Source organism: Haematobacter genomosp. 1 (assembly GCF_002196855.1).
Classification (GTDB): domain Bacteria; phylum Pseudomonadota; class Alphaproteobacteria; order Rhodobacterales; family Rhodobacteraceae; genus Haematobacter.
Map to the genome: position 1 here is coordinate 1 of NZ_NIPW01000039.1, position 21,498 is coordinate 21,498.

Below are 21,498 nucleotides of genomic sequence, written 5' to 3' on the forward strand. Positions count from 1 at the left end.
CTTACTTGGGAAATGTGGGTTGAATGCGGTGAGGACGGGATGGGCCGGATTGCAGTCTATGCGATGTTCATCATCGTGGTCCTGGTCATCGGCTTCGGCACGGGCATGACGGTGGAGCCGGGCGGTTGGTATGAGTCGCTGGTCAAACCCTCCTTCACGCCGCCGAACAGCGTCTTCGGCCCGGTCTGGGGGGTGATGTATCTGCTGATCGCGGTTGCGGGAGCTCGCACCTGGCTTCGGGAGCGGACAGAGCGGCCCTTCTGGCTCTGGATCATCATTCCCGCGCTGACCTTCATCTGGACGCCCATTTTCTTCGGGGCGCAAATGACGGTGCTTGCGGCAGTGGTGGTGGTGGCCCTGTGGCTTGCCGTCGCCGTGTTCATCCGCGACCGCTGGCAGGCGGACCCGCCAACGGCCTGGATGATGGTGATCTATCTGCTCTGGCTTAGCTACGCGACGGCGCTGAACCTGGGCATCGTCTGGCTCAACTGATCATTCCGCAGCCGCGCGGCGCGCGGGCGTGTAGTTGAGGATCGGGGCCAGCCAGCGTTCCGCTTCCGCCAGATCAATTCCCTTCCGGCTGGCGTAGTCGGCCACCTGATCCGCCTCCACCCGCGCCACGCCGAAATAGTGCGCGTCGGGATGGGCGAGATAAAGCCCGGAGACGGAGGAGCCGGGCCACATGGCGTAGCTTTCCGTCAGCCGGACGCCAATCCGGGCCTCCGCATCCAGCAGGCGGAACAGCGTGAGCTTTTCCGTATGATCGGGCTGGGCGGGATAGCCGGGGGCGGGGCGGATGCCGCGATACGGCTCTCCGATCAGATCTGTCGGCGCATAGGTCTCATCGGGCGCATAACCCCACAACTCCTTGCGGACATGTTCGTGCATCCGTTCGGCAAAGGCTTCGGCGAAGCGGTCGGCCAGCGCCTTGACGAGAATGGCGGAGTAGTCGTCGTTCGCCCGCTCGAAGCGATGGGCAATCTCCTGCTCCTCCACCCCGGCGGTGACGACGAAGCCGCCGACATAGTCGGGCGTGGAGGGGGAAACGAAATCGGCCAGCGCGGTGTTGGGCCGCCCCTCCCGCTTCCATGTCTGCTGGCGAAGGGTGAAGAACGTCGCCAGATCCGCGCTCCGCCCGTCATCCGTGAACAGCCGGATGTCGTCACCCACGGCCTGCGCGGGCCAGAAGCCGACCACTGCCTTGGGGGAGAACCATTTCACTGCGATGATCCGTGCCAGCATCGCCTGTGCATCATCCCAGAGCGCGCGGGCGGCGACGCCCTGTTTCTCATCCTCCAGAATGGCGGGGAATCGGCCCTTCATCTCCCATGTCTGGAAGAAGGGCGTCCAGTCGATGTAGCGCGCCAGTTCCTCAAGGCTCCAGTGGTCATAGACCCGCGTGCCAAGGAAGCTGGGCTTCGGCGGCTGGTAGGCGGACCAGTCCGCGCGGAATGCATTCTCGCGCGCCTTGGCCAGCGGCAGGCGCTGTTTCTCGCGCTCCGACCGGGCATGGGCCTCGGCCACATTGCGGTATTCGGCACGCACCGTTTCCACATAGGCGTCCCGGTTGTCGGACAGCAGGCCGGAGACTACGCCAACGGCGCGGCTGGCATCCGTCACATAGACGGCCTGACCAGCGGTATAGTTCGGGTGGATTTTCACCGCCGTGTGCACGCGCGACGTGGTGGCCCCCCCGATCAGCAGCGGGATGTCGAAGCCGTCCCGCTCCATCTCGGCGGCGACATGCGCCATCTCGTCCAGCGACGGTGTGATGAGGCCGGAGAGACCGATCACATCCACGCCCTTCTCCCTTGCGGTCGCGAGGATCTTCTCCGCCGGAACCATGACGCCGAGGTCGATGATCTCGTAATTGTTGCAGGCCAGCACGACACCGACGATGTTCTTGCCGATGTCGTGGACATCACCCTTCACCGTGGCCATCAGAACCTTGCCCGCGGTTTGCCGCCCCTCGCCCTTCTCTGCCTCCATGTAGGGCAACAGGACCGCCACCGCCTGTTTCATGACGCGGGCGGATTTCACCACCTGCGGCAGGAACATCTTGCCCGCGCCGAACAGGTCACCCACCACGTTCATCCCGGCCATCAGCGGCCCTTCGATGACATGGAGCGGCCGGTCGGCCGCCAGCCGCGCCTCCTCCGTATCCGCGTCGATGAATTCTGTGATGCCGTTGACCAGCGCATGCTCCAGCCGCTTCTCCACCGGCCATTCGCGCCAGCCGAGGTCGCGCTCCTTCGCTTCCTTCGCGCCGGTGCCGCGGAAGCGCTCGGCGATCTCCAGCATCCGCTCCGTCGCCGTGCCGCCGGCTTTCGGCACACGGTTCAGCACCACGTCCTCGCAGGCTTCGCGCAGGTCCGGGTCGATCTGGTCATAGACGGCGAGCTGGCCCGCATTGACGATGCCCATGTCCATCCCCGCCTGAATGGCGTGGTAGAGGAACACGGCATGCATCGCTTCCCGCACCGGCTCGTTGCCGCGGAAGGAGAAGGAGAGGTTGGACACGCCCCCGGAGATATGGGCATGGGGCAGCGTTGCCCGGATCTTGCGCGTGGCCTCGATGAAATCGACGCCGTAGTTGTCATGCTCCTCGATGCCGGTCGCCACCGCGAAGATGTTCGGGTCGAAGATGATGTCCTCCGGCGGGAAATCGACTTCCTCGGTGAGGATCCGGTAGGCGCGGGTGCAGATCTCTACCTTCCGCGTTTCGGTATCCGCCTGCCCCGTCTCGTCGAAGGCCATCACGACCACCGCCGCGCCATAGGCCCGGCAAAGACGCGCGTGGTGCAGGAAAGCCTCCTCGCCTTCCTTCAGCGAGATGGAGTTCACCACCGGCTTGCCCTGCACGCACTTCAGCCCGGCCTCGATCACCTCCCATTTGGAGCTGTCGATCATCACCGGCACGCGGGCGATGTCCGGCTCCGCCGCGATGAGATTGAGGTAGGTGGTCATCGCCTTCTGCGAGTCGATGAGCCCCTCGTCCATGTTGATGTCGATGATCTGGGCGCCGTTCTCCACCTGATCGCGGGCCACGTCCAGCGCGGCGGCGTAATCGCCGTTGGTGATGAGCTTGCGGAAGCGCGCGGACCCGGTGACATTCGTCCGCTCCCCCACGTTCACGAAGGGAATGTCAGGGGTCAGGACGAAGGGCTCCAGCCCCGAAAGCCGCATCCTGACCGGCACATTCGGCAGGGCACGGGGCGCCTCCGCCGCCACTGTCTCCGCGATGGCGGCGATATGCTCGGGCGTCGAGCCGCAGCAGCCCCCCACCACGTTGATGAGCCCGTCGCGCGCGAAATCGGCGATCTGGGCGGCCATCTGGTCGGGCGTTTCGTCATAGGCGCCCATCTCGTTCGGCAGGCCCGCGTTCGGATAGGCGCAGATGAACGTCTCGGCCACGCCCGACAGTTCCGCCAGGTGCGGCCGCATGGCGCGGGCGCCAAGCGCGCAGTTCAGCCCCACCGTGAAGGGCCGCGCATGACGGACGGAGTTCCAGAACGCGGTCGGCGTCTGGCCGGAGAGCGTGCGCCCGGACAGGTCGGTGATCGTGCCCGAGATCATCACCGGCAGGCGGAGGCCGGTTTCCGCAAAGACCTCCTCGCAGGCAAAGATCGCCGCCTTGGCGTTCAGCGTGTCAAAGATCGTCTCGATCAGGATCAGGTCGGCCCCGCCTTCCGCCAATCCCCGGATCTGCTCGCCATAGGCGATGCGCAGATCATCGAATGTCACGGCGCGGAAGCCCGGATCGTTCACATCCGGGCTGATGGAGGCGGTGCGGTTCGTCGGCCCCACCGCGCCCGCGACCCAGCGAGGCCGCCCGTCCTCCGCCGTCGCCCGGTCCATCGCGCGGCGGGCGATGCGCGCGCCCTCCCGGTTCAGATCGCGGACGAGATGCTCCATGCCGTAATCGGCCTGTGCGATTGTGGTGGAGGAGAAGGTGTTCGTCTCCACGATATCCGCGCCCGCCTTGGCGTAGCGGTAGTGGATTTCCTCGATCGCCTTGGGCTGGGTCAGGATCAGCAGGTCGTTGTTGCCCTTCTGCGGCTTCTCGCCGTTCACGCTGTGGCAGCCGCATCCGCAACCGGCGCCGTGGCCGTGAAAATCCTCCTCCGACAGGCCCAGCCCCTGAATTTGCGTGCCCATCGCCCCGTCGAGGATCAGGATACGCTCCCGTGCGGCGGCGGTGAGCGCGTCGAAGACGGGGGAGCGGAGCGGTTTTGCGGCACGGGTCATGGCGACCTCCCGTAAAATCTGGGGCAAGGGGCGGATCGTTCCTGTTACGCCCTAACATAGTCACCCCGCAACCACATGCGAACCGCGTCTTTGCCTGCGGCTTGCTCTTTTCGGGGCTGCGCGGCACGGTTGCGCGCGGCGCTGGGGAGAGGCGCCGGGAGGGACCAATGCATCCGGGACTGATCTGCCTCGTGGCGGGCTATCTGCTCAGCCAGTTCTACCGCTCGTTTCTGGCCGTGCTGGCGCCCGTGCTCGCACAGGATATCGGGGCTACGCCGGAGGTGCTGGCGCGGGCCTCCGGCTTCTGGTTCCTTGCCTTCGCCGCCTGCCAACTTCCCATCGGCTGGGCGCTGGACAGGGTCGGGCCGCGGCTGACCTCCGGCATTCTGCTCGGGCTCTGCGGCGGCGGCGGGGCGCTGATCGTGGCGAATGCGCGGGGAAGCGGGGAACTCGATCTCGGAATGGCGCTGATCGGGGTGGGATGCGCGCCGATTCTGGTGGCAGGCTACTACATCATCGCACGAGAGTTTCCGCCGCGCCTGTTCGCGACAATGGCCAGCGCCATGGTCGGTCTGGGCATGATGGGCGATCTCGGCGCCTCGTTGCCGCTTGCCTGGTCCACGGCGGCCTTCGGCTGGCGGGCGACGATGGCCGGGGTGGCTGTCCTCACTGTCGCGGTCGCCGTCGCGGTGCTGATCTTCGTGCGCGATCCCGCGCGACTGGCGCCCGCGACCGGTGATTCACAGGGGCTTCTCCGGGTGCTGCGGCCCGGTCCGCTCTGGCTGGTGATGGCGATACTGGTCGTGGGATATGCGCCGGTCGCCGCGGTACGGGGGCTCTGGGTCGGTCCCTATCTGGAGGCGATCCATCATCTCGACTCCGCCGGGATCGGGCTTGTGACCAGCGGAATGGCCATGGCGATGGCGGCGGGGACGTTTGCCTACGGGCCGCTCGACCGCATTCTCGGCACGCGCAAATGGGTGGTGCTGGGCGGGGCGCTCGGCACGGCGGCCTGTTTCGCGCTGCTCGCCATGGAAAGCAGTCCCCATCTGATCCGCGACGTGATCCTGCTGCTGCTCGCCGGGCTATTGGGCATGAGCTACGGGTTGCAGATGGCACATGGCCGGGCCTTCTTTCCGCCGCATCTGACGGGGCGGGGCGTGGCCGTGCTGAACCTGTTTTCCGTGGGCGCGGTGGGGCTTTTCCAGATGCTTTCGGGCCGTATCTTCGCCGCTGTCCGGCCGGCAGGCGAAGCGGCGGCCTATTCTGCCATCTTCAGCTTTCTGGCTCTCAGCATCGTGGCGGGATGCGCGATCTATGCCTTCGCGCCCGACCGGACGGACTGATCCCATCCCCAGCGAATCGCGCCGGGAGCCGTCCTGCCCGCGGCATGGGATGCAGCGCAAACCTTGGGGTGAAGCGGTTGCGCCTTTGCACCGACGCTTCAAGGGAAGCTTCCGATGGAGGGCTGTCCGCGCCATTCCACGACTTGTGGCTCCAGCGTTTAAATCCTTGAGGATAGGGTTCCGACGCAAAACGCCGCCCGGTCAGACGGGCGGCGTTTTGGCAGACGGAGGAACGTCGCGGCCAGTTTGCGCGGCCGTCAGGAAGGACCGACGGTGAAGCACTGGATATTGCGTGCCTGCAGCCTGCGGCACGCCAGATCGGCAGTGTCCTGGGTCAGCCCCATGAAGGTCGCGTCAAAGCCGGTCGGGCGTTGAACGACCTTGCGCAGCCCATCGCTCAACGTCCCCATTTCGCTCAGCGCGGTGCGCAGCAGAACCTTCTCCGCCTCGTAGCGGGAGTTGAAGCGCCCGAGATTCACACCCCAGAACCGACCGCCGGACGTAGAAAGCCGCGTGACGACTTCCGGTCCTTCGGGAGGGGCAGGGGCCAGCGCCGCGGCTTGCGGCTTGGCCGTCGGCTGCTTGTGGACCGCAGCCGCCGCGAGGACGGGCCGTGAGGGCGGTGCGGGAATGGCCGCTGCCAGGACCATCTCGCGCGCAGGAGTTGCAGGGGCGGGGGCGGCAACCGTATCGATGGAGGAATCGCCCTCCTCCTCGATGGCAGCCTCATCCTCGCCCTCGCTGGCAAAGGGCAGGGCGGGTCGGGCGTCGGGCGCCACCGATGCCATGACAAGCGAAGCGGAGGCCCGCCGCTCCGGCGCATCGTGAACCTCTGCTACCACGCTCGAGATATTTTCCCGGATTGCGGCAATAAGCGCCGGATCGGGCGCACGCTCGGGCCGTTTGGCGGGGCGGGTGCTGGAGGGGGGGGCCATTGCGCTGACTTGCGGCGCCGCGAGGGCCACCTGAATCGCGCGCGAGGCATCTATGTTCGGCATGGCAGAGGCACGGGAGAGGGGTGCCGGAACGGGTTCCGGGTCCGCCTGTGCGATCAGCGCCTCGCTCACCGGGGCACGCGTTGGTGCCTTCTTGAAGCCGATGTCCAGCAATTCCGCCATCTTGGCATTCCGCGCAGGCGTAGACGCCGCGCCAAAGACCGTGGCGATGATCCGCTTGCCTCCCCGCTCCGCCGAGGCGGTCAGGTTGAAGCCTGCGGCGTTCGTGAAGCCGGTCTTGATTCCGTCCGCGCCCTTGTAGGCGTCAAGGAAGCGGCGGTTGGTATTGGCCACCTGCGCGATGCCGGCATCGGATGCACGGCGAGAGAAGATATTGTAATATTGCGGAAAATCGTAGAACAGCCGCCGCCCCAGAATGGTCATGTCACGCGCGGTGGACATGTGTCCCGCCGTGGTCAGACCGTTGGCATTCTGGAACGTGGTATTGGTCATGCCGATCTGCTTGGCAGTTCGGTTCATCCGCTCGGCAAAGGCGGTCTCGCTCCCGCCGATCAGTTCGCCCAGTGTCGTTGCCGCATCGTTTGCGGACCGCAGCGCCGCCGCGCGGATCAGATAGCGCACCGCGATCTTCTGGCCGGGTTTCAGGCCGAGTCGCGAAGGCGGCTCCGCCGCCGCGTTGCGGGTGACCGTCGCGCGGGTGTCGAGCGATATCTCTCCCCGTTCGATCGCCTGGAAGGTGATGTAGAGTGTCATCATCTTCGTCAGCGACGCCGGGTGGAGCCGGGTCGTGGCGTTCTGCTCGTAAAGCACCTCACCCGAACGGGCGTCGATGACATAGGCCGCGAAAGGCGCGGCGCGTCCCATGAGTGGGAGAAGCGTCATTAGGCAGGCCATGCCCGCCAGGAACAGCCCATGACGGGCCGAAAGCCCCAGCTTACGGATCACTGCTCGTCCTCGTTCTGCCGCGGACCCCGTCGTTCGTCGCGAGGTCTCGTTGATATGGAGGGACGGTAACATGGGCTTCCTCCTTTGGGAAACCCTATGTTTATCGGTGAGTTGTCGCCAATTCCTTAACCGCCCCCCATATTTCGTGGCGGTTCCGCCGATACGCCCCCACCGAAGGCGGTTTCCTGCCGTCACGCCTCTGTGATTTCGGCGATCAGGCCCTCCAATACGCCGAGATGGGGAATCACACGGAAGCGCGACTGTTGCTCCGGCGCATCATTATGTTCCAGCTCCCACGTCAGATCGTGGGGCACATGCACGCCCCATCCCCCCGCAGCAAGCGCGGGAATCACGTCGGAGCGGAGCGAATTGCCGATCATCATCGCTTCGCCCTCCCGCGCGCCATGCCGGGCAAAGAGCGCGCGGTAGATATCCGCCGTCTTGTCGGAGACGATCTCGACCGCGTCGAAATGCGGCCCCAGCCCCGACTGGGCGAGCTTTCGCTCCTGATCCAGCAGGTCGCCCTTGGTGATGAGCACGAGCCGATAGCGCCCGGCGAGCTGCGTCACCACCTCCTCCGCATGGGGCAGCAGGTCGATGGGATGGCGGAGCATGTCCTGACCGGCTTCGATCAGCTCGCGGATCACACGGGCGGGGACGCGCTCCTCCGTCACCTCGATGGCCGTTTCGATCATCGACAGCACGAAACCCTTGATGCCAAAGCCATAGGAGCCGAGGTTGCGCCGCTCCGCCGCGATCAGGCGCCGATGCAGTTCCTCCTGCGCCACGTAGTCCGCAAGCAACGCCGCGAAGCGATCCTGCGTCAGCCGGAAGAAGGTCTCGTTCTGCCAGAGCGTGTCATCTGCGTCGAAGCCGATCACCTGCAACATGGCGTGCCCTTTTTTCCCGCGGCCTTTCGCGCTATATCTTTGCCGACACCCTTCATCCTTCCCTCCGCTTCGGAGACAGTCCGTTGAGCCTGCCCATGATCCGTGCTCCCTTCACGATGTCCTCGCGCAAGGACAGTCCTGACAGTGATGCCTCGGTCATCACCAAGACCAAGCCCAAGACGCAGCGGCCACCGCTTTACAAGGTGATGCTGCTGAACGACGATTATACGCCGATGGAATTCGTCGTGCATGTGCTGGAGCGGTTCTTCGGCCTGTCCCATTCGCAGGCTTTCGAGATCATGCTGACAGTGCACAAGAAAGGCCTCGCCGTCGTGGGCGTGTTCAGCCATGAGGTCGCGGAGACGAAGGTCGCGCAGGTGATGGATTTCGCCCGCCGTCACCAGCACCCCCTGCAATGCACCATGGAGAAGGAATGACGCGGGGCAACTTCCGTCATTCCACCGAAGAATGACAGACATCAGACTTTCGCTCGCCATCGAGGCAGGCGTCTTTGCCGTGCCCGAAACGGGCACCATCCTCATGCTGCGGCCCCACGCCGGCGCGGATCTTTCGGCGCTGCCGAAGGAGCGGGTACGGATCGTGCAGGGCTTCCGTCCCGATTACGATGCCTTCGCCGCTGCCGGTTATGCCGTCACCCCGGAACCGGAGGGACAGCATGGCGCGGCGGTCGTCGTTCTGCCCCGGTCCCGGGTTGAGGGCCGCGCCCTCATCGCCGCCGCCGTGGCCAGCCTGCCCGCGGGCGCGCCTGTCGCCATCGACGGGGCGCGGACCGACGGTGTGGAAGGCATTCTCCGCGAACTCCGTGCGCGCGTGGCGGTGGGAGAAGTGATTTCCAAGGCGCATGGCAAGATCTTCGCCTTTGCCGCGCCGGAGGTTTCCGTCTTTGCCGACTGGCAGGCGCGGCCTACCGTGCTTGCAGACGGATCGGTGACGCTGCCGGGGATGTTCTCTGCCGATGGGCCGGATCCGGGGTCGGCGCTGCTGGCGGCGAGCCTGCCGGAGAAGCTTGTCGGGGTGGGCGCCGATCTGGGGGCAGGCTGGGGCTATCTGGCAAAGGCGGTTCTGACGCGGCCCGGCGTCAGTCAGCTCGATCTGATCGAAGCGGAGCATGCGGCGCTGGACTGTGCGCGCCGGAACGTGAGCGATCCCCGCGCCGCCTTCGTCTGGGCCGACGCGACACGCTATCAACCGGCGCACCGCTATGACTTCATCCTGTCCAACCCGCCGTTCCACACCGGCCGGGCCGCCGATCCGGCGCTTGGCGCCGCGTTCATCCGGGCGGCCGCGCGGATGCTGACCCCGTCGGGAGCGTTCTGGATGGTGGCGAACCGGCACCTCCCCTATGAGGCGACCCTTCGCGACGCCTTTCGCGAGGTGGAGGAGGTTGCCGGCACCGGAGCCTTCAAGATTTTCCGTGCGAGCCGCGCGGCAGTCGCCACACGCCCCGCTCCCGGTCGGTCAGGCGCGGCCGTCCAGCGCCGACGGCCCGCGAGATGAGCTTTTCCATCGCGGGAAAGACGGCCATCGTCACCGGAACCGCCACGGGGCTGGGCCTCGCCATCGCCCGTCACTTCGTGGAACGCGGCGCGAATGTCATGTTCGCAGAGGCCGATGAGCAGCGGCTTCTGTCGCGCGTGGGCAACGAGGTCGATGCCGACAGCGGCCCGCTGCGTTTCTTCGTGGCGGATACGCGGCGCAAGCTGGCGGTGACCAACCTCATTTCCGCAACCTATGACGCGTTCGAGCGGGTGGACATCCTGGTGAACGCCGGGTTCTTCATGCAGCCATCGGAAGACGTGCTGGACCCGGACTGCGACGGGGTTGAGGAACTGTGGCAGACGAACGTGCTTCCGGCGCTCCGGCTTTCCCAGCAGGTCGCCCGCCGCATGATCGCGCAGGCGGAGGCAGATGCGCTGGCCGAGGGGGAGGCGGGGTCGATCATCACCCTCTCCTCTATCGCCGCCCGCCGCACGCGGCCGGAAATGCTGGCGGCCTCCATCGCCGCCTCCGGCGTGGAGCAGGTGACGCGCTCTCTGGCGCTGGCGCTCGCGCCGAAACGGATCAGGGTCAATGCGCTCGCCCTTGGCAGCGTGATGACGGAAACCCTGCAAAGCGCCATCCGCGAGACGCCGGCCTACCGTGACGAGGTCATCTCCCGTACACCGGCGGGCCGGATCGCCGGCGCGCGCGAGGTCGTGGAGGCCGTGCAGTTCCTGGCCTCCGAAGCGGCGTCCTTCATGACGGGGGAGGTGCTGACCCTTGACGGCGGGCGGTCGCTTCTCGATGCCGTGCCTTTCGTCACCGGGCGGGCCTGACGGCGCGGCAATCCCGTTGCACAGCGGGCGGTCATCGCCTAAATCCCGATCATGGCACGCAGACTGATCCTCATTCACCCCGATCCGAGGCTCCGCAAGGTTGCGGAACCGGTGACGGACATCACGCCCGAACTGGCAGAGCTTGCGGATGACATGCTCGCCACGATGTATGACGCGCCGGGCATCGGTCTCGCCGCGCCGCAGATCGGCATATCGAAGCGGCTGATCGTGCTGGACTGCGTGAAGGAGGCGGAGAGCGAGCCGCGCCCCATCGCCATGTTCAACCCCGAAATCCTCTGGAGTTCAGAGGATCGCAGCGTCTATGAGGAAGGCTGCCTCTCCATTCCCGACCAGTATGCCGAAGTGGAGCGCCCCGCCGAGGTGGAGGTGCGCTGGCTCGACCGGGAGGGGCTGGTTCAGCAGGAGCGTTTCGCGGGGCTTTGGGCCACCTGCGTCCAGCACGAGATCGACCATCTCGATGGCAGGCTGTTCATCGACTATCTCAAACCGCTGCGCCGGCAGATGATCACCCGGAAAATGGAAAAGCTGAAGCGGGAGCGGGCGCGGGCATGAGCCGCCGCCGCATCCTTTGCTGGCCGGACCCGGCGCTCCGCCGCGTCGCCGCGCCGGTGGAGGAGATCACCGCGGAAATCCGCGATCTGGCCGCCGATCTGCTCGACACGATGTACGCCGCCCCCGGCCGCGGTCTCGCCGCGACCCAGATCGGCGCGATGCACCGCGTTTTCGTGATGGATGCGGAATGGAAGACCGGCCCTGCCAATCCCGTCATCATGCTGAACCCGGAGATCGTCTGGTCTGCGCCGGAGACCGCGCTCTGCGACGAGGGCTGCCTGTCGCTTCCCGGTATCGTGGTGGCGGTCGCGCGTCCGGCAGAGGTCAGGCTGCGCTGGCAGACATTGTGCGGCGGAATGCGGGAGGAAAGCTACCGGGGCTTTGCCGCCGCCTGCGTGCAGCATGAGCAGGATCATCTCGATGGGCAGCTCTGCATCGACCTTATCGGTGAGGAGGCACGGGCGATGATCGCCCCGGCGCTCCGCCTGCTGGAGACTTCCGCATGATCCGCCCCTTTCTGCCCTGGCCTGACCGCAGGCTCCGCACCCCGGCAGCACCCGTCACGGAAGTGACGGAGGAGACGCGGACCATCTGGAACGACATGATCGAAACCATGGACGCCATGCCGGGTTACGGGCTGGCGGGGCCGCAGGTCGGCGTGATGCAGCGGCTGGCGGTGGTGGATTGCTCGGAGGCGCGGGGGCAGGCCGTGCGCCTGGCGAACCCGGAGATACTGCATGCCTCGGGGCAGTTGCGGATGCATGAGGAAGCCAGCCCCAACCTGCCCGGTGTCTTTGCCCCTATCGAGCGGCCCCGTGCCGTGACCGTCCGGTTCCTGAACGAGCAGGGGGAGCTTGAGCAGAGGGATTTCGTCGGTCTGTGGGCCACCTCCGTGCAGCATCAGATCGACCATCTCGACGGGCGCATGTATTTCGACCGGCTGTCTCCCCTGAAGCGGCGGATGCTGCTGGCGAAGGCGGAAAAACTCACCCGGCGCGCCTGAGAGGGCGAGGCACCTGCCGTCGGTGGCCGCCGCCGCGGCAGGGCGAAGCGGCCTGGCATTGGAACAAGGACACGTGACATGCGACTGATCTTCATGGGAACGCCGGATTTCTCCGTCCCCGTGCTGGATGCGCTCGTGGCCGCGGGCCATGAGGTCGCGGCCGTCTATTGCCAGCCGCCACGCCCGGCGGGCCGGGGCAAGCGTGAACGGCCAAGCCCCGTCCAGTCGCGGGCGGAGACGCTGGGGCTGACGGTGCGTCATCCCCGGAGCTTGCGGACCCCCGAGGCGCAGGCCGAGTTCGCGGCGTTGCAGGCGGAGATCGCCGTGGTGGTGGCCTATGGCCTCATTCTGCCCAAACCTGTTCTTGATGCGCCGGCGCAGGGGTGTCTCAATATCCATGCCTCGCTTCTGCCGCGCTGGCGGGGGGCCGCGCCGATCCACCGTGCCATCCTTGCCGGCGATGCGGAAACGGGGGTCTGCATCATGAGGATGGAGGAGGGGCTGGACACCGGGCCGGTGCTGCTTCGCCGGACAACCCCCATCGCGGCGGAAGAGACGACGGGGGAGCTGCACGACCGGCTCTCTGCCCTCGGGGCAGCGGCCATTGTCGAGGCGCTGGACCGGCTGGACGCGCTGAGCCCCGTCCCGCAGGCGGAGGATGGCGTCACCTATGCCGCGAAGATCGACAAGGCCGAGGCGCGGATCGACTGGACCCGCCCCGCGGAGGAGGTCGACCGGCTGATCCGCGGGCTCTCCCCCTTTCCCGGTGCATGGTGCCTTGCGGAGACGGAACGGCTGAAGCTTCTCCGCTCGCGGCCCGTGGCGGGCACAGGCGCGCCGGGGCAGGTCATCGGGACGTTCACGGTGGCATGTGGGGCGGGCGCGGTGGAAATCACGCTGGCCCAGCGGGAGGGAAAGCGCCCGATGGTGCCGGAGGATCTGCTGCGCGGGTTCCGTCTGCCCGACGTGCTCGGCTGAAACCGGCGGGCGGCGCTACCGACGGGGCGGGCGCGGCTTGTAGCTTGGCAGGCGCCAGCCGAAGAGCAGGCTTCCGGCGCGCAGGCCGAAGGTGACGATCCCGCCGATCAGCGCCGCTGTCGGCCCGCTTTCCGACAGGTTCAGGGCGAGGGAGACGGCGAGCGCCCCTCCCGCCGCCGCGGTGACATAGAGTTCCCCCTGCCGGAGAACCAGCGGCACTTCATTGCTCACCACATCCCGCATCAGCCCGCCAAGACAGCCGGTGATGACCCCCATGATGATGCAGATGGACCAGGGCTGGCCCATGCCCGCCGCGATGTTCACGCCCGCGGGCACGGCGATGGCAAGGGCCACGGCATCGCACCACAGGATCGCGCGGGCACGGCTTTCCAGCCTGGGCGCCAGGAAGAACACCAGAGTGGCCGCCACAGCGGCAACAAGCAGCATCCCGGGGCGGCCGATCCAGAACACCGGATCCCGTTGCAGCAGCACATCCCGCACCGTGCCGCCGCCCACCGCAGTCAGGCAGGCAAGGAACAGAAAGCCGATCGGGTCAAGCTGCGCCCGGCTCGCCGCCAGTGCCCCGGTGAGCGCGAAGACGAACACCGAAGCCGCGTCCAGCCACGCCCCGGAACCCATGTTCAGCTCTTGCCCGGCTTGTAGGGGGCCATGGCATGCCGCGCGAGTTCATCGGCGCGCTCGTTCTCCGCATGGCCGGCATGGCCCTTGATCCACTGCCACGTCACCTTGTGCGGGCTGCGTGCAGCATCCAGCCGCTGCCACAGGTCGCTGTTTTTCACCGGCTTGTTGGTGGAGGTCTTCCAGCCGTTCCGTTTCCAGCCGTGGATCCATTCGGACACGCCGTTCTTCACATAGGCCGAATCGGTCACCACCGTGATGCTGGACGGGCGGGAGAGGGCCTCAAGCGCGGAGATCGCGGCCATCAGCTCCATGCGGTTGTTGGTGGTCAGCGCCTCGCCGCCGGAAAGCGTGCGTTCCTTCAGCACGGCCTCTCCGTCGCGGGCGATCATCAGGACGCCCCAGCCACCCGGGCCGGGATTGCCGGAGCAGGCTCCGTCGGTATAGGCAAAGAGGTCGGTCATCGGGACGAGGTAGCGGCAGCACGTGCGGCCCGCAAGCCCCTCACGCCGGGATGCGGAGCACGCGGGGCACCTTGAACTCGATGTCCTCGACGGCGGTCTCCACGATATCGACGGTCACGTCGAACCGGGCGCGGAAGGCGTCGAGCACCTCCTCCACCAGAACCTCAGGCGCGGAGGCGCCCGCGGTCACGCCGATGGCAGCGGGTGTTCCGAGCGCCCGCCAGTCGATATCGGCGGCCCGCTGCACAAGCTGGGCATAGTCGCAGCCCGCCGCGCGCCCGACTTCCACCAGCCGCCGGGAGTTCGACGAATTGGGCGATCCCAGCACGAAGAGCGCGGCGATCTTCGGCGCAATCGCCTTCACCGCCGCCTGACGGTTGGTGGTGGCGTAGCAGATGTCCTCATGCGCGGGGATCATGATTTCGGGGAAGCGGCGGCGGAGGGCCGCGACGATGCCCGCGGTATCATCGACGGAGAGCGTGGTCTGGGTGATGACGGCGAGCTGGGAGGGGTCGCGGACGGCGATCCGCGCCACATCCGCCTCCGTCTCCACGAGGATGACCTCGCCTTCGGGGAGCTGGCCCATGGTGCCCAGCGTCTCCGGGTGCCCGGCATGGCCCACCATGATGAGCTGCCGCCCGACGCTGTTGTGGCGTGCGGCCTCGTTATGGACCTTCGTCACCAAGGGGCAGGTGGCATCGACATGGATGAGATTACGCCGCTCGGCTTCCGCAGGGACGGCCTTCGGCACCCCATGCGCGGAAAAGACGACGGGGCGGTCGTCGGGACAGTCGTCCAGCTCCTCCACGAAAACGGCGCCCTTGGCGCGAAGTTCGTCCACCACGTATTTGTTGTGGACGATCTCATGGCGGACATAGACGGGAGCCCCCCATTTCTCGATGGCCATTTCCACGATGCGGATGGCCCGGTCCACGCCGGCACAGAAGCCACGCGGGGCGGCGAGATAGAGGTGGAGAGAAGGTCGCGTCATATCTGGCCCGTCTGTAAAGGCGAAGGCCATATCTAACCTGTTAGACGCCCCGGATCCAGTCGGGGGATCCAGTCGGGCGCGCAAGATCCCCGCAGGCGGCGTGATGCGCCAGCGGGGATCACATATATCAGACCGGGGTTGTCGCTTCGTTGTCTTCCCGCACGTCGCGAGGCTCGCGCGGGGGGCGTCCGATCACGTCACGCAGTTCGTCCAGTTCGATGAAGTTGTCGGCCTGGCGACGCAGTTCGTCGGCGATCATGGGTGGCTGCGACCGGATGGTTGAAACGACGGAGACACGCACGCCTTGCCGCTGAAGGCTTTCGACCAGCGGCTTGAAGTCACCGTCACCGGAGAAGAGCACGATATGATCGACACGGGGCGCGAGTTCCATGGCATCGACGGTCAGTTCGATATCCATGTTGCCCTTGACCTTGCGACGACCCTGGCTGTCGGTGTATTCTTTCGCGGGCTTGGTCACCATTGCGAAGCCGTTGTAGTGCAGCCAGTCAACCAGCGGACGGATAGGCGAGTATTCGTCATTCTCCAGCAGGGCGGTATAATAGAAGGCCCGCAGGAGCTTGCCGCGACGCATGAATTCCTGCCGCAGCAATTTGTAGTCGATGTCAAAGCCCAAGGCCTTGGCAGCGGCATAAAGGTTGGAGCCGTCTATAAAGAGCGCCAGCCTTTCGTCCTTGTAAAACATTTAATCCCCTTTCGAATGCAGGCCGAGCCGAGAATCACTTTTCCGGGAGTGAGGCGGAAGAAAAACAGAACGACCTGCCAAGTATGGGAATCTGGAATAATCGTCCCACAATCGCAAGCCCCAGTTGTCCGCGCGCCCTAAAAGTTGATAGCTCGATGACCCAAGCCTTTGTTGCCCTTGGAAGTAACCTAACGTCGCGGAATACCGCTCCGGCGATGATACTTTCGACTGCCTTGAAACTTCTGCGTCTGAAGGAGGTCGTTCCGACCTCTCTCAGCTTCCTTTACAGAACGCCTGCCTTTCCGGCGGGTTCCGGCCCTGATTTTGTCAATGCCGTGATCGCTGTCGACGTTGGCGATTTGTTGCCGGCTGAGGTCTTGTCCCGACTTCATATGGTGGAGAGCGCGCTCGGTCGGGAGCGGTCTGTCCGCTGGGGCGCGCGGACGGCCGATCTTGATCTCGTGGCGATAGGGGGTGCGGTATTGCCGGAGGAGGCCACGTGGCGGCGATGGCGAGAGCTTTCCCCGGCGCGCCAGCAGCAGGAGGCGCCGGACACCCTTGTTCTGCCGCATCCCCGCTTGCAGGATCGAGCCTTCGTCCTTGTGCCGATGGCCGATGTCGCTGGCGACTGGCGCCATCCCGTCACCGGCCTTTCGGTCGCCGAGATGCTGGCAAGCCTGCCCGAAGCCGAACGGCGGGGGGTCGTGCCGCTCGCCGCGCCGCCGGAGGAGTGGCGGCTTTGATCCGACTGCTCTTTCCTTGGCGGACATAGGGGAGTAACAAGGCGTGCGTCTCGCGCTGTCGTGAAGGTTTCCGCGACAGCCACCCGCCAGACCTAGAGGTCCGTGCGGCGGGTTGGTGCGTTTCACGGGTTGTCAAGCCGGATCGCAGGGCATAGATAGGCGCTTCCACAGGTTTACCCGATTGGAGCAGCCATGGCCCGCGTGACGGTAGAAGATTGCGTCGACAAGGTTCCGAACCGCTTCGAGCTCGTTTTGCTCGCGGCGCACCGGGCGCGTGAAATCGCGTCGGGCAGCGTGCTGACGGTCGATCGGGACAACGACAAGAACCCCGTCGTCGCGCTCCGCGAAGTGGCGGAGGAAACCCAGTCCGCCGATGATCTGCGTGAGCGGCTGATCGCCTCGAACCAGACCCAGATCGAGGTCGATGAGCCCGAGGACGACGAGATGGCGCTCCTCATGGGGGCGGAACTCGACCGTCCGGCGCAGGACGACATGAGCGAGGAGCGGATGCTCCGCGCCCTCATGGAAGCCCAAGGGGAACACTGAGACGGTCGCCCTCAACGACGCACTCTCCGATACAAGAACGACGCGCCAGGCGATGATCGACGTCGAAGACCTCATCGCGCTGGTGCGCAACTACAATCCCCGGTGCAACGCCGATCTCATCCGGCTCGCCTACGGTTTCGGGCGGGAGATGCATCGGGGCCAGTATCGCCAGTCGGGCGAGGAATACTTCACCCATCCCGTCGCCGTCGCCGCCATTCTGACAGAACAGCGGCTGGATGATGCGACGATCGTGACCGCGCTGCTCCACGACACGCTGGAGGATACACGCGCCACCTTCGAGGAGCTCGAACAGCTTTTCGGCCGCGATATCGCCGAGCTGGTCGAGGGCGTGACGAAGCTCACCAACCTTCAGCTGTCCTCCGTCGAATCGAAGCAGGCGGAGAACTTCCGCAAGCTGCTCATGGCCATGTCGAAGGATCTGCGCGTGATCCTCGTCAAGCTGGCCGACCGCCTCCACAACATGCGGACGATCAAGTCCATGCGCCCCGAGAAGCAGGTGCAGAAGGCGCGCGAGACGATGGACATCTTCGCCCCGCTCGCCGGCCGCATGGGGATGCAGTGGATGCGGGAGGAGCTGGAGGATCTGGCCTTCCGCGTGCTGAACCCGGAGGCCCGCAATTCCATCATCCGCCGGTTCCTGACCCTCCAGCGGGAGACGGGGGATGTGGTGCATCGCATCACCGCCGACATCCGCATCGAGCTGGAGAAGGCGGGAGTGGAGGCCGATGTCTATGGCCGGGCCAAGAAGCCCTATTCCATCTGGCGCAAGATGACGGAGAAGCAGCTTTCCTTCTCCCGCCTGTCGGATATCTACGGCTTCCGCATCATTACGCGGACGGAGCCGGACTGCTACCGCACCCTCGGCGTGATCCATACCCGCTGGCGCGCGGTGCCGGAGCGTTTCAAGGACTACATCAGCCAGCCGAAACTGAACGGCTACCGCTCCATCCACACCACAGTCGCTGCGCGCGACGGCAAGCGTGTGGAGGTGCAGATCCGCACCCGCCAGATGCATGAGGTGGCGGAGGCCGGGGTCGCCGCCCACTGGTCCTATCGCGACGGGGTCCGTTCGCAGAACCCGTTCGCCGTCGATCCGACGAAATGGCTCGCCACCCTCACCGAACGCTACGATTCGGAGGATTACGACGAGTTCCTCGAGCATGTGAAGCTCGAGATGTATTCCGATCAGGTGTTCTGCTTCACCCCGAAGGGAGAGGTCATCCAGCTTCCCCGCGGCGCGACGCCTCTGGACTTTGCCTATGCCATCCACACGCGGATCGGCAATTCCACCGTTTCGGCCAAGGTGGACGGCATCCGCGTGCCGCTCTGGACAAGGCTGAAGAACGGTCAGTCGGTGGAGATCATTACCGCCGAAGGTCAGCGCCCGCAGACCACCTGGATCGACATCGTCAAGACCGGCCGCGCCAAGGCCGCGATCCGCCGCTCGCTCCGCGAGGAGGACCGTGGCCGGTTCATCCGTCTGGGGCAGGAGCTGATCCGCGTGGCCTTCGAGCAGCTTGGCCGGAAGCCGACGGACAAGGCGCTGCGCACCGTCGCGCGGATGCTCGGCCTGCCGGATGCGGATGAGCTGCTGGCGCGCGTGGGTTCTGCCGAGATCGCCGCCCGCCACGTGGTGGAGACGCTCTATCCCGAGCTGGTCGCGGAGCGGGCGGACGAGGTGGACGTGCAGCGGCCGGTGCTGGGCCTGGCGCCCGATCAGCCCTTCCGTCGCGCCATGTGCTGTCAGCCGGTGCCGGGGGAGCGGATCGTCGGCATCACCTATCGCGGCAAGGGTGTCGTGGCCCACGGCATCGACTGCCCTGTGCTGGCGGAGTTCGAGAGCCAGCCGGAACGATGGGTCGATCTGCACTGGACACCCGGACGGCATCCTCCGATCCACACCGTCTCCTTCCGCCTGACCATCCTGAACGGGGTGGGCGTTCTGGGCCGCATCTGCACCGTCTTTGGCGAGCAGAAGGCGAATATCGTCGATCTCCACTTCCTCGACCGCAAGCCCGACTATCACACCATCGCGGTGGAGGCAGATCTGCGGGATGCCGAGCATCTGCACAAGCTGATGACGGCGCTCGAGGCGGAGAGTGAGCTGACCCAGCTCGACCGGGTCCGCGATCCAAACCGCAAGCCCTGAAGCGCGGCGGGAGGCTCCAGTGTTCAGGCGCCGCACTCCCCGGTCACGCTGGCGCTCCGTGCGGGAGTTCCTCTATCCCTCCGGCGGCTGGCTCAGGGCATCGAGCTATGTCTGGCACCGCCTGCGCCGGCTGCCGGACGATCCGGGCCGGGTGGCGCGGGGAATTGCGGCGGGGGTGTTCATCTCCTTCACACCGTTTTTCGGGCTGCATTTCCTTGGCGCGGCCCTGATCGCCTGGGCGATCCGCGGCAATATTCCGGCAGCGCTCATCGCGACTTTCCTCGGCAATCCGCTGACCTTCCCGCTGATCGCCACCGCCTCGCTCGAGGTGGGGTATCTGTTCACGCCGCATGACGCGCATGTGCCGATCTACCGGCTTCCCGTAGAGTTCTCCCAGGCCTCCGGTGAGCTTTGGCGCAACATCCGCGCGCTGTTCGGGCAGGGAGAGATGCACTGGGGCTTTCTCTCGCGGTTCTGGCAGGACATCTTCCTGCCCTATCTGGTGGGCGGGATGCTTACCGGAATAGCCGCTGGGGTCGCGGCCTATGTGCTTCTGCTGCCGCTGCTGCGGACCTATCACCGCGCGCGCCTTCGCAGGATGGAGGAGCGGTTGCAGCGGGCGCGGGCAAAATACAGTGAGACGGCTGACGAGGACGCGTCAAACCGCTAGGGTCGCCCGCAAATCATCTTTCCGCCACGAAGCCCCGCGTAGGCCCCCACGAAGGAAGCCCCAAATGCCCGCCACCAGACCGCTCGGAAAGCTCCGCCTCGGGGTCAATATCGACCACGTCGCGACGGTCAGGAACGCGCGTGGCGGCGACTGGCCCGATCCGGTCCGCGCGGCGAAGCTGGCGGAGGAGGCGGGTGCGGACGGCATCACCGCCCATCTGCGCGAGGATCGCCGCCATATCCGCGATGCCGACATGGAGCGCCTGGCCCGCGACCTGGGCGTGCCGCTGAACTTTGAAATGGCCGCGACGGAGGAGATGCGGGCCATCGCGCTCCGCCTTCGTCCCCATGCCTGCTGCCTCGTGCCCGAGCGGCGGGAGGAGCGGACGACGGAGGGCGGTCTGGACGTGGCGGGCGACGCGGCGCGGCTGACCGATTACGTGGGCGGGCTGGCGGAGGCCGGCATCCGCGTGTCGCTGTTCATCGGCCATGAGGCGCGACAGATCGAAGCGGCGGCCGCCGTGGGTGCGGCCGTGGTGGAGCTGCACACCGGGGCCTATTGCGACTTCCATGCGGAGGGCCGCCTGGCGGAGCGGGACGCGGAACTGGCGTCGCTCCGCGAAGGGGCCGCGCGGGCGCATGGTCTGGGGCTGGAGGTCCATGCCGGGCACGGGCTTTCGTTCGAGACGGTGGCGCCGGTCGCGGCCTTCCCGGAGGTGATGGAGCTGAATATCGGCCACTTCCTCATTGGAGAGGCGATTTTCACCGGTCTCGGCCCCGCCATCGAGGGGATGCGCCAGCGGATGGACGCGGCCCGCATCGCGGCCTTCGGCGGAGCGGTGATGTGATCCTCGGCATCGGCACGGATCTGGCTAATATCGAGCGGATCGCGGCCACGCTGGAGCGTTTCGGCGACCGCTTCCGCAACCGAGTCTTTACCGAGGTGGAGCAGCGGAAGGCCGACCGGCGGGCCGACAGCGCGGGCACCTACGCCAAACGCTGGGCCGCGAAGGAGGCCTGTTCCAAGGCGCTCGGCACCGGCCTGCGCATGGGCATCGCGTGGAAGGACATGTCGGTCTCCAATCTGGAAACCGGACAGCCGGTGATGAGGCTCACGGGTTGGGCGGCGGAGCGTCTCAACCGCATGACGCCCGCCGGGCATGAGGCTATCATCCATGTGACGCTGACCGACGATCATCCCTGGGCTCAGGCCTTCGTGGTGATCGAGGCCCGGCCGCTTGCCGCCGACTCCGGCAAGGCAACTTGACTTCCCCCACTCCCCGCCCGCATGAACGGGC

At 66.3% G+C, this 21,498-nt stretch carries 22 protein-coding genes; 15 read left to right on the top strand and 7 right to left on the bottom strand.

The window, feature by feature from the left end; all coding sequences use genetic code 11:
* A partial coding sequence (locus CDV49_RS16925) for a TspO/MBR family protein (RefSeq protein ID WP_143413193.1) occupies positions 1 to 492 on the top strand: 492 nt, incomplete at its 5' end.
* Here the strand turns inward: CDV49_RS16925 and metH are convergent.
* Positions 493 to 4,248, bottom strand: a complete 3,756-nt coding sequence (metH, locus tag CDV49_RS16930) for a methionine synthase (protein ID WP_088216584.1) — start codon at positions 4,246 to 4,248, stop codon at positions 493 to 495.
* A 167-nt stretch (positions 4,249 to 4,415) separates the two neighbouring features.
* Here metH and CDV49_RS16935 point away from each other — a divergent pair, with 167 nt between their 5' ends.
* Positions 4,416 to 5,594 (top strand): MFS transporter, encoded by a 1,179-nt coding sequence (locus CDV49_RS16935; protein WP_088216585.1) that lies wholly within the window; start codon positions 4,416 to 4,418, stop codon positions 5,592 to 5,594.
* 257 nt (positions 5,595 to 5,851) lie between these two features.
* Here the strand turns inward: CDV49_RS16935 and CDV49_RS16940 are convergent, their stop codons facing one another.
* Together CDV49_RS16940 and CDV49_RS16945 are read right to left on the bottom strand one after the other, a co-directional pair.
* Positions 5,852 to 7,444, bottom strand: a complete 1,593-nt coding sequence (locus CDV49_RS16940) for a D-alanyl-D-alanine carboxypeptidase family protein (RefSeq protein WP_088216639.1) — start codon at positions 7,442 to 7,444, stop codon at positions 5,852 to 5,854.
* 242 nt (positions 7,445 to 7,686) lie between these two features.
* Positions 7,687 to 8,385, bottom strand: coding sequence for an HAD family hydrolase (locus CDV49_RS16945; RefSeq protein WP_088216586.1), 699 nt, complete (start codon positions 8,383 to 8,385; stop codon positions 7,687 to 7,689).
* Between the two features lie 116 nt (positions 8,386 to 8,501).
* On the opposite strand from CDV49_RS16945, the gene clpS reads away from it, so the two are divergent.
* The 7 genes from clpS (at position 8,502) to fmt (ending at position 13,275) form a co-directional block, all read left to right on the top strand.
* Complete coding sequence (gene clpS / locus CDV49_RS16950) at positions 8,502 to 8,822, top strand: ATP-dependent Clp protease adapter ClpS (RefSeq protein WP_088216640.1); 321 nt, start codon at positions 8,502 to 8,504, stop codon at positions 8,820 to 8,822.
* A gap of 31 nt (positions 8,823 to 8,853) precedes the next feature.
* Complete coding sequence (locus tag CDV49_RS16955; protein ID WP_088216587.1) at positions 8,854 to 9,903, top strand: class I SAM-dependent methyltransferase; 1,050 nt, start codon at positions 8,854 to 8,856, stop codon at positions 9,901 to 9,903.
* The gene (locus tag CDV49_RS16960) at positions 9,900 to 10,721 is read left to right on the top strand and encodes an SDR family NAD(P)-dependent oxidoreductase (protein ID WP_088216588.1); all 822 of its coding nucleotides are present in this window, start codon (positions 9,900 to 9,902) and stop codon (positions 10,719 to 10,721) included. The genes CDV49_RS16955 and CDV49_RS16960 overlap by 4 nt, the downstream gene beginning before the upstream one ends.
* 51 nt (positions 10,722 to 10,772) lie before the next feature.
* On the top strand, positions 10,773 to 11,294 hold the full coding sequence (gene def, locus CDV49_RS16965) for a peptide deformylase (RefSeq protein ID WP_088216589.1): 522 nt from the start codon (positions 10,773 to 10,775) through the stop codon (positions 11,292 to 11,294).
* A complete protein-coding gene (gene def, locus CDV49_RS16970; protein WP_088216590.1) occupies positions 11,291 to 11,800 on the top strand; it encodes a peptide deformylase in 510 nt (169 codons plus the stop codon). Before def (CDV49_RS16965) ends, def (CDV49_RS16970) begins: the two co-directional genes overlap by 4 nt.
* On the top strand, positions 11,797 to 12,297 hold the full coding sequence (gene def, locus CDV49_RS16975) for a peptide deformylase (protein WP_088216591.1): 501 nt from the start codon (positions 11,797 to 11,799) through the stop codon (positions 12,295 to 12,297). Before def (CDV49_RS16970) ends, def (CDV49_RS16975) begins: the two co-directional genes overlap by 4 nt.
* Positions 12,298 to 12,375: 78 nt before the next feature.
* Positions 12,376 to 13,275, top strand: coding sequence for a methionyl-tRNA formyltransferase (gene fmt, locus CDV49_RS16980; protein WP_088216592.1), 900 nt, complete (start codon positions 12,376 to 12,378; stop codon positions 13,273 to 13,275).
* 15 nt (positions 13,276 to 13,290) lie between these two features.
* Here the strand turns inward: fmt and CDV49_RS16985 are convergent, their stop codons facing one another.
* The 4 genes from CDV49_RS16985 to CDV49_RS17000 form a co-directional block, all read right to left on the bottom strand.
* Positions 13,291 to 13,914, bottom strand: coding sequence for a trimeric intracellular cation channel family protein (locus CDV49_RS16985; protein ID WP_088216593.1), 624 nt, complete (start codon positions 13,912 to 13,914; stop codon positions 13,291 to 13,293).
* 2 nt (positions 13,915 to 13,916) lie between these two features.
* Positions 13,917 to 14,378, bottom strand: a complete 462-nt coding sequence (gene rnhA / locus CDV49_RS16990; protein ID WP_088216594.1) for a ribonuclease HI — start codon at positions 14,376 to 14,378, stop codon at positions 13,917 to 13,919.
* A 40-nt stretch (positions 14,379 to 14,418) separates the two neighbouring features.
* Positions 14,419 to 15,369 (bottom strand): 4-hydroxy-3-methylbut-2-enyl diphosphate reductase, encoded by a 951-nt coding sequence (ispH, locus tag CDV49_RS16995; protein ID WP_088216641.1) that lies wholly within the window; start codon positions 15,367 to 15,369, stop codon positions 14,419 to 14,421.
* A gap of 127 nt (positions 15,370 to 15,496) precedes the next feature.
* Positions 15,497 to 16,072, bottom strand: coding sequence for a LabA-like NYN domain-containing protein (locus CDV49_RS17000; RefSeq protein ID WP_035742331.1), 576 nt, complete (start codon positions 16,070 to 16,072; stop codon positions 15,497 to 15,499).
* A 155-nt stretch (positions 16,073 to 16,227) separates the two neighbouring features.
* Here CDV49_RS17000 and folK point away from each other — a divergent pair, with 155 nt between their 5' ends.
* From folK to acpS, 6 genes are all read left to right on the top strand, one after another.
* Complete coding sequence (folK, locus tag CDV49_RS17005; RefSeq protein ID WP_088216595.1) at positions 16,228 to 16,815, top strand: 2-amino-4-hydroxy-6-hydroxymethyldihydropteridine diphosphokinase; 588 nt, start codon at positions 16,228 to 16,230, stop codon at positions 16,813 to 16,815.
* A 192-nt stretch (positions 16,816 to 17,007) separates the two neighbouring features.
* Complete coding sequence (gene rpoZ, locus CDV49_RS17010; RefSeq protein ID WP_035707266.1) at positions 17,008 to 17,361, top strand: DNA-directed RNA polymerase subunit omega; 354 nt, start codon at positions 17,008 to 17,010, stop codon at positions 17,359 to 17,361.
* A gap of 52 nt (positions 17,362 to 17,413) precedes the next feature.
* Entirely contained in the window at positions 17,414 to 19,531 is a 2,118-nt protein-coding gene (locus CDV49_RS17015; protein WP_088216596.1) for a RelA/SpoT family protein, read from the top strand.
* Between the two features lie 19 nt (positions 19,532 to 19,550).
* Positions 19,551 to 20,201, top strand: coding sequence for a DUF2062 domain-containing protein (locus CDV49_RS17020; RefSeq protein WP_088216597.1), 651 nt, complete (start codon positions 19,551 to 19,553; stop codon positions 20,199 to 20,201).
* A 64-nt stretch (positions 20,202 to 20,265) separates the two neighbouring features.
* On the top strand, positions 20,266 to 21,048 hold the full coding sequence (locus CDV49_RS17025) for a pyridoxine 5'-phosphate synthase (RefSeq protein ID WP_088216598.1): 783 nt from the start codon (positions 20,266 to 20,268) through the stop codon (positions 21,046 to 21,048).
* Positions 21,045 to 21,467 (top strand): holo-ACP synthase, encoded by a 423-nt coding sequence (gene acpS, locus CDV49_RS17030; protein WP_035742343.1) that lies wholly within the window; start codon positions 21,045 to 21,047, stop codon positions 21,465 to 21,467. The genes CDV49_RS17025 and acpS overlap by 4 nt, the downstream gene beginning before the upstream one ends.
* The last annotated feature ends 31 nt before the right edge of the window (positions 21,468 to 21,498 follow it).